The sequence below is a fragment of the Coleofasciculus sp. genome (assembly GCF_046539235.1).
GTDB lineage: Bacteria > Cyanobacteriota > Cyanobacteriia > Cyanobacteriales > Coleofasciculaceae > Coleofasciculus.
Map to the genome: position 1 here is coordinate 1 of NZ_JBKHHI010000310.1, position 8,060 is coordinate 8,060.

5 protein-coding genes are annotated in these 8,060 nt (G+C 44.8%); 3 read left to right on the forward strand and 2 right to left on the reverse strand.

The features are described 5' to 3' along the window. Nucleotides 1-336: 336 nt before the first annotated feature. Together ACLFWI_RS22220 and ACLFWI_RS22225 are read left to right on the forward strand one after the other, a co-directional pair. Nucleotides 337-1,149 carry a Uma2 family endonuclease gene (locus tag ACLFWI_RS22220; protein ID WP_446414728.1) on the forward strand — a complete coding sequence of 271 codons (813 nt, stop codon included), beginning with the start codon at nt 337-339 and terminating at the stop codon, nt 1,147-1,149. Between the two features lie 243 nt (nt 1,150-1,392). Continuing rightward, nucleotides 1,393-2,631: a DUF4336 domain-containing protein gene (locus ACLFWI_RS22225; protein WP_446414729.1), complete on the forward strand. Its 1,239-nt coding sequence runs from the start codon at nt 1,393-1,395 to the stop codon at nt 2,629-2,631. A gap of 237 nt (nt 2,632-2,868) precedes the next feature. Here ACLFWI_RS22225 and ACLFWI_RS22230 read toward each other — a convergent pair whose 3' ends face one another. Next, nucleotides 2,869-3,255, reverse strand: a complete 387-nt coding sequence (locus ACLFWI_RS22230; RefSeq protein ID WP_446414730.1) for a 6-pyruvoyl trahydropterin synthase family protein — start codon at nt 3,253-3,255, stop codon at nt 2,869-2,871. Nucleotides 3,256-3,411: 156 nt separating this feature from the next. Beyond that, nucleotides 3,412-5,337: an AAA-like domain-containing protein gene (locus ACLFWI_RS22235; RefSeq protein WP_446414731.1), complete on the reverse strand. Its 1,926-nt coding sequence runs from the start codon at nt 5,335-5,337 to the stop codon at nt 3,412-3,414. Between the two features lie 313 nt (nt 5,338-5,650). On the opposite strand from ACLFWI_RS22235, the gene ACLFWI_RS22240 reads away from it, so the two are divergent. After that, a partial coding sequence (locus ACLFWI_RS22240) for an NACHT domain-containing protein (RefSeq protein ID WP_446414732.1) occupies nt 5,651-8,060 on the forward strand: 2,410 nt, incomplete at its 3' end.

Here is an 8,060-nt window from a genome sequence, read left to right on the forward strand (position 1 = left end):
TTACCCTGATATAAAACATGAAGACCCAAAGCATCTGTCACCTAACAGATAAGAACCTAATGTTCCCTAATCTCCACCGCTAACTTTAATTGTGTCCACCTACTTAAACTGAAATAATTACCGATATCTGATGCAGGGCGACCCGATAAAATTAATCGGTGGGCGGTGTTAATTTGGTGCGGCGGGTCGCCCCTACAAGGTGTATTTTATGATGATTGATAACCCTTGCTTACCTGACTACTATGATTAAGCCCAAACATTGTGTCACACTATTCAAATATAAGTGCTAGACCAACCCTGAAATTGAGTAGATTCTCTATTACCTGTGATTAAGACATGACTCAAACTAAAATTGATTTACCCCCTGCCTTTCCTGACCATACTCAACTACCCGAATCTGATGGTACGTTTGTGAAAAATTTCCAAGAACATCCTCAAAGCCTAATTTTGACCGATTCCATTGGTTCAGTTTTGCAGCAACTCCATCCCGATGGTGACTACGCCATTGGGCAAGATTGCGGTATCTACTGGCGCGAAACTGAACCCCCAGAAAAAGGCGCAGAAGCGCCCGATTGGTTCTATGTTCCCAATGTTCCCCCATTACTTAATGGTGAAATCCGTCGTTCTTATGTTCTCTGGCGAGAATTAATGGCACCAATGATTGCCTTAGAATTTGCCAGTGGCAATGGAGATGAGGAACGAGATGCTACACCATTATCGGTTTCCGCTGAAGGAGAAACCACTAAACCCGGTAAATTCTGGGTGTATGAACGGATTATTCGCATTCCCTACTATGGCATTTTTGAAGTCAAAACTAGAAAACTGGAGGTTTATAATTGGCTGAATTTTTCTTATCAAAAACTCCAACCAAATGAACGGGGTCACTATCCGATTACGCCCTTAGGAGTAGAACTGGGACTTTGGCACGGGACTTATCAAAATCAAACTCAATATTGGCTGCGTTGGTGGGATAGTGAAGGCAATCTTTTGTTAATTGGTGAAGAACGCGCCCAATTAGAACGTCAACGTGCTGAACAAGAACGCCAACGCGCCGAACAAGAACACCAACGTGCTGAACAAGCCGAGCAAAAAGCGGCAAGATTGGCAGAACGATTAAGAGCCATGGGAATTGACCCGGATTCAGAATAGATAGAGTAGTGGACTGACACAGCTAAAATTGTGGGATAGGTTGTAGGTTGGGTTTCGACTTCGCTCAACCCAACGTAATCTAGGGCTGAGGTTCCCTTACTACAAGCCGAATTACGATAAAACATTTTTGCCGTCGATGACGTACAGCGTTTTGGTGGGGGCGCTTTCAGTTGTAGAATAATAGGGAAAAATTCCCGCCCAACAGGTTGAGTCTTCAGAAAATACAGGAGGAATGAACCGCAGATGCAGGAACACCAGGGTCATCCGAGCATCCACTCTCAAGACTGGTCATGGTCGCTTTGGTTTCCTGTACCCCTGTATCCTTATGGCAAACGACGCACTATCCGTGTGGAAGTGGTGAAGGATAGGATTTGGACGTTTGACCAGATTCAGGGGATTCTCTATGTGGTTGTCCCGATTCGGATGACGGTGATTAAGCTGGATGCTGGAGGGCTGTTGATTTATGCGCCTGTTGCACCTACCCCGGAATGTATCCGATTAGTTCAGGAATTGGTGGCAGACCATGGTGAGGTTAAATATATCATTCTGCCCACGGTTTCGGGGATTGAGCATAAAGTGTTTGTCGGTCCCTTTGCCCGCAAGTTTCCTCACGCCCAGGTGTTTGTGGCACCGCACCAGTGGAGTTATCCGGTGAATTTGCCCCTGAGTTGGCTGGGGTTTCCCAGGAAACGGACTCATGTTTTACCCGCAGATAGTCGCCAAACTCCTTTTGCGGATGAATTTGATTATGCCTTACTAGGTCCTGTTGATTTGGGATTGGGACTCTTTGCCGAAGTGGGATTTGTGCACAAGCTTACGCGCACGCTACTGGTGACGGATACTGTAGTTAGTGTACCCGAAAATCCCCCTGCGATCGCGCAACTTGATCCCTATCCGTTATTATTCCATGCCAGAGATCATGCCTTAGATATCGTTATCGACAATAAGATGACTCGGCGCAAGGGATGGCAACGCATCTCACTATTTGCATTTTACTTCCGCCCCAGTGCTTTGGATACGATACCCTTCACTCAGGCGTTACGGGAGGCGAGAAATGCACCGGATTGGTCAAAGCAAGCCTATTTTGGTTTATTTCCCTTCAAATGGAAACCCGGTTGGTGGAAATCCTTTGACGCTTTGTGCGGAAATGGGCGTCCCTTTGTCGCACCAATTCTGCAAACTCTGATTCTCAACCGCGCCCCGCAAGAAACGTTGAACTGGGTGGATGAAGTCACCAGTTGGGATTTCCAACGGATTATTTCTTGCCATTTTGAGGGTTCAATTGCAGCAAATCCAGATCAGTTTCGCCAAGCGTTTGGGTTCTTAGAACCAGATTTAAAGGGTAGTGAAAATAGCGGTAATCAAGACAATTATCCGTTGCCCGATAATGATTTTGAACTGTTACGGCAAATCGAAGCAACGTTAAAGCGGCGGGGTATTTTACCGCCCGTTTCTGGAAGCAGGGCGACCCGACAAACGTGAACAGTCGGTTCTGTTATTTAATGCAGCGGGTCGCCCCTACAGATGCTGATTTCTCGATAATAATTTCTCGTAATTATCAAAATTATCGGAATTACCGGAATTGTCAGAATTGTCGTAATTATCGAAATTGTAGGGGCGAGTCGCTGGGCAAATGTAGCGGTATTCAGAATTAACCTATCTCGACTCGCCCCCGTCTAAATGGACTAAAAATATTCGTTATCGTTTATTCCTGATAATTTATTCCTCATATTCTACCCAACTATTCGGTGTCTCTGATACCACAACTTTGAGTTCTATGCCTTCAGGAATGCGTTTTTTTGTTTCGTCATAAATGTATTGGGCGATCATTTCGGCGGTGGTTTCGTATCCTTCGGGTAATATTTGATTAAGAATTCCGTGATCTAACCCGCCTTTGGTAACATCTTTTTTTGCCCAGCGTAAGCTTTTGAAATCAGCAACCATACTTGGGTGGGGACAGTGTTCGGAGGCGTGAAGGGTTGAGGATGTTGCTTCTAATCGCACTGTATAGGTATGTCCATGCATCCGACCACAGGGTCCATCATAGTCTTTGATGTAATGGGCGCTATCAAATGTAAATTCGGTTACCAGTTTCCATTTAGACATATTTTGTTAAGTAGATAGAGACAATTTGCCATTTGTCATTTATCATTCGTCACAATTTATTCACAATTGAGTCGGGGCGGGTTTAGTTACATCGGGGTGAGATCAGAAAGGATAGTTGTGAAACCCGCCCCTACATTCCGCCCAATTATTATATCCCTAAACGCTGATTTGATATAATAACATGGGTTCGTCAATTCCTCTTAAGAGGCGATGTTCACTATCGGTGATGTGTAGTTGTAAGTGATTTTTGACCGCTTCATACACTATCCAGGAAATACAAATCTCACCGGGTTTTGCTTGAGATTGTAAACGGGCGGCAATATTAACGCCATCTCCTTGTACATCGGTTCCATTGAAAAAAACATCAGCTAAGTGAATGCCAATTCGATGCTGTAATACCGCCTCATTCGGTAATCCTCTGGCGGCGAGGGAGAGGGTTTTTTGAATGGTTTGGGAACAATCAACAGCTTTGACGGCGGAGACAAAGTACATGAGTAATCCATCACCCATGGATTTGAGAACCTCTCCTTCAAATTGGTGGCATAATTTGGTCATCAGTTTGAGATCACGATGAATGGCGGCTAGGGTGGGTTGCTGGTTTTCATGCTGTTTTTGGGTGGAGTCTTTGATATCGGTAAAGACAATAGCGGCTAGGACATTATCTCCTAGAGAATTGGGAATAATTCTGCCTCGGTGTTCCTTGGCGTCTTGGCTGCTTGGCTTCTCTGGATACAGGCGTTCGCGAAAATACTGGCGGTATAAATCATTACGAATACTCACCTGATTTCCTACCAGATAGACTAATCCCATACTATTAAGTTTAAACGCGATCGCACCTTTTAGCTGCACCGGGCGATCGGCTTCTAAGATTTGGGTGAGGGCGTCGGCTAAGTCGGGATGTTTCTCTAAATTCCAGCGATGTAAGCGCAAATGATCTGCATAGATTCCGGTTTCAGTAGGGGCGTCTTCTAGGAGTCGGTTTAAGGTAATATCCTGACGGGCAATTTTATACAGGGCTAATCGGATCAAATGGGGATGTCCGCCTACCATTGCCATCAGTTGTTTTACATCATTCCAGGTAAAGTCTAATCCATAGCGCAGGGCTAAGTCTTCCACCTGATGGGCGTCAAATTCGGATAATTCAATCGGTAATCCGACATTAAAGGGGGATTGGTCGTTACTTAGGGGAATATAAACTTCTGTCCCATGGACAATAATTAGGCGAAAATTTTTCCAAATCTCATATTGTTTTGCCTTTTCATGCCAAGCCCGGAGTAAGCCAAAAAAATCATCTGCGACGTGTTCGTGAGGGAAAATTCGGTCTACGGCATCGAGTCCTAAAACCAGGGGAGTTCTGAGTGTGGGTAATAGATATTTTTCAAAATAATTGGTACAGTTTTTTTTACTGCCCAAAAACTTACTCCAACGGTTTTCTAACTGAATCGGCAGGTGTAAGTCATCGGTAACAGTAGCACAAAACCATTGCAGGAATTGATTTAAATCCGCAAAGACTTCCCGTTCAGCTAACTCAAAGTTTAAGGCGACAGACTGACATCCTTGTCGTTCAGCGTGATACAGTAATCGTACCATTAGGGACGTTTTGCCCATTTGTCGCGGTGCTTTAATCCGAATCAAACTTCCCGGCTTACTAATTTCTTCATAGGCGCGAGATTCATCCTCTGGACGTTCGACATAGCAGGGTGAGGCTAAATCCAGTTGTCCTCCGGGTAGTTCCCAGATGGGAGAGGGGAAGGTGGTTGTACTTACCGCCAGAGGTGGTGGGGGAGTCAGAGTATCGGAGTTCTCGGTATTTGCGTCTGGCAATCCTTGGAGGATTAAACGTAACGTTTTAATCGTGACTCGTTTCCCGGTGACTTCAGACAACTGTTTCCATAACTTCGGCGCTAAATCGCGCTGGACAGTATTTTGGCTATAGCCCATGACTTGAATGGTTTTGAGTTTGTTGCCTGTTAAGGCTTGACTCAGGATAGTCTTTTGGGCGTCGTTCAGTACGTTTCCTGTCTTCTGGGCAATCCAATACTCGGCTAATTCGATCAGTCTTATCACCTCTGCATCTGCCATCTGGCATTCCAATTCATACCTCTGATGACCACGCTAGCATAAAACTGAATTTTCTGAATTTTTTGAATAATCAGAAGGTTCCCTTCAGTGAAAGTTCTGACTTTCCTGAATAAAATCGCTGCATAAGAAAGCGAATCAATTTATGCTGATTTTTTTACCATTAAAGCATAAACTGTGGCGTTGCCGTCTTACAAGTGTAATATTAAACATACAGTGAAAATAGGAGGATCGAGGACAGAGGGCAGACGGTGATCAATCAAAACTGTGATTCTACAGTTATACTCGATACAAAATAGAGACGAATGCGAGAGTCATGCTGGATTGGTTCGCGGCTTGGGGTGTCTATTCCGTTACTGGCTTTGTGTTTCGGGAAGTGTTAGCGCCTCTGGCGAAGGGAACGCTGGAAGATTACACGAAAGATTTTCTTAAGGATTGTATTCGGGATTTTTCCGGGTGTTTTGAGGATGATACGCTGAATACGGTTGTCGGGAAAGCCTTGAAAGAGTTTCTGGTGTTGGTTCAGCTGGAGTTAGAAGATGCTGAGGTGTCACAGGTGGAGGTGGAAGAGTATTCTCCGGCGTTAACCAAGTTTATTCACAATTCCTCAGTGAAAGGGATTCTGGGGAGTGGGTTTCAGGATGAGTGTTCGAGTTTGGATACGCAGGGATTGGGGAATCTATGGTATCAGCTTAACCTGCGATCGCTCCCAGAAGATTTTGATTGGGAACAGGTGGGGAAGCGGTATCTCAGAAAAGTCAAGGCGTTAATCCGGGAATCGCCTGAATTGCGGGAGATTCTGGATTCGCAGAAGTTGGACGCGATCGCACGTTATACTCAGGAGTCTGCGGGGATTATACCAGAGTTTGATTTGCGCCGCTATCAGGAGGGGTTACGGGAAGCGTATGGCAATCTGCGATTAGATAGTTTGGATACCACGGGCTGTGCTTATAATGCCCTGAAGTTATGGCGAATATTTATAGCACAAAACGTGCGAAAAGTCCATGACGTTCTGCCGCAAATTTATGAATTGCCTAAGGAATATCAGCAGCGATTGCGGGAGAGGGATCAATTAGATCCAAATTTTCAGTTCGGGGAATTCGAGCGTTATCAACGGGTGTATTCAGAAGCGCCGATACAGTCGGTTTTGGATGTTATTAATGATAAACGAAATTATCCCTATCTGGTGATGTTAGGTGATCCGGGTTCGGGAAAGTCTACGTTATTACAGTATTTGGCATTAATCTATGCCCAGTCGCCGCTACAGAATGCCATTTCCCTGGCGATTCCCATCTTAATTGAATTACGCACCTATATGCGGAATCGAGATTTAGGACAATGCCAGAATTTCTTAGAGTTTTTGCATCAAAGTAGTGGGGCGATTTGTCATCTGAATCAGCATCAACTTCAGGAACAGTTAAAGGCGGGGAAGGTGTTGATGCTGTTTGATGGGTTGGATGAGGTATTTGATCCGGGGAAACGAGAGGATGTGATTACGGATATTCATCGCTTCACTAATGAGTATCCAGAGGTGCAGGTGATTGTCACCTCTCGCGTGATTGGCTATAAGCCGCAGCGATTACGGGATGCGGAGTTTAATCATTTCCTGTTGCAAGAGTTGGATGAAAACCAGATACAGGATTTTATCTATCGTTGGCATGAATTAACCTTTACCGATGAGGTGGATAAGACTTGGAAGCGGGAACGATTACAACGGGCAATTGACAGGTCAAAAGCGATTCAGGAATTAGCCGGAAATCCGCTATTGCTGACGATGATGGCAATTTTAAATCGGCATCAGGAGTTACCGAGAGATAGACCAGAATTGTATCATCAAGCGTCGCGAGTTTTACTGCATCAATGGGATGTGGAACGGGCATTAATTGAGGATTCCCGCCTTGATCCGAAGACGATTGATTATAAGGATAAGCAGGCGATGTTGCGCCGGGTGGCGTATTTTATGCAAGCCACAGAAAAAGGATTGGCGGGGAATTTAATTCGGAGGGAAGATTTAGAAGGGATTTTAACCGAGTATTTGAGAACGATAGATGTGAATCAGGCGCGGTTAGTGGCGCGGGTACTGATTCGTCAATTACGGGAACGTAATTTTATCCTCTGTTATTTGGGGGCGGATTATTATGGGTTTGTGCATCGGACGTTTTTGGAATATTTCTGTGCGTGGGAGTTTATTTGGCAGTTTAAGGAGACGCGACGGTTATCACTGGAGGGGTTGAAAACGGAGGTTTTTGGCAAGCATTGGCGGGATGAGTCTTGGCATGAGGTTTTGCGGTTGATTGTGGGGATGATTGAGGAGTCAAGGTTTGCCGGGGAGATTATTGAGTATTTGATGAATCAGGAGGGGGAAGATGAGAAGTTTATGAATGTGTTTCTGGCGGCACAGTGTTTGGAGGATGTGAAGAATCGACAGGGGATATTGGAGATGGATAATAAATTGCTTGAGCGATTGAAGGAATTGACTCAGTATAGTTATATTTCCTATCTGTTTGAGTCTGATATAGACTTCGAGTATTTCAACCTAGTCAAAGAAATTCGTACCCAAGCAATTACTACAATTGCCACAATTTGGAAACAAGACCCAGATACTTTACCCTTGCTCAAGCAACTGATTCAATTTGATGATAATGGGATTGTCCGAGGTGCGGCGGTAGAGGAATTAGCCAGAGGATGGAAACAAGACCCAGATACTTTACCCCTGCTCAAACAAC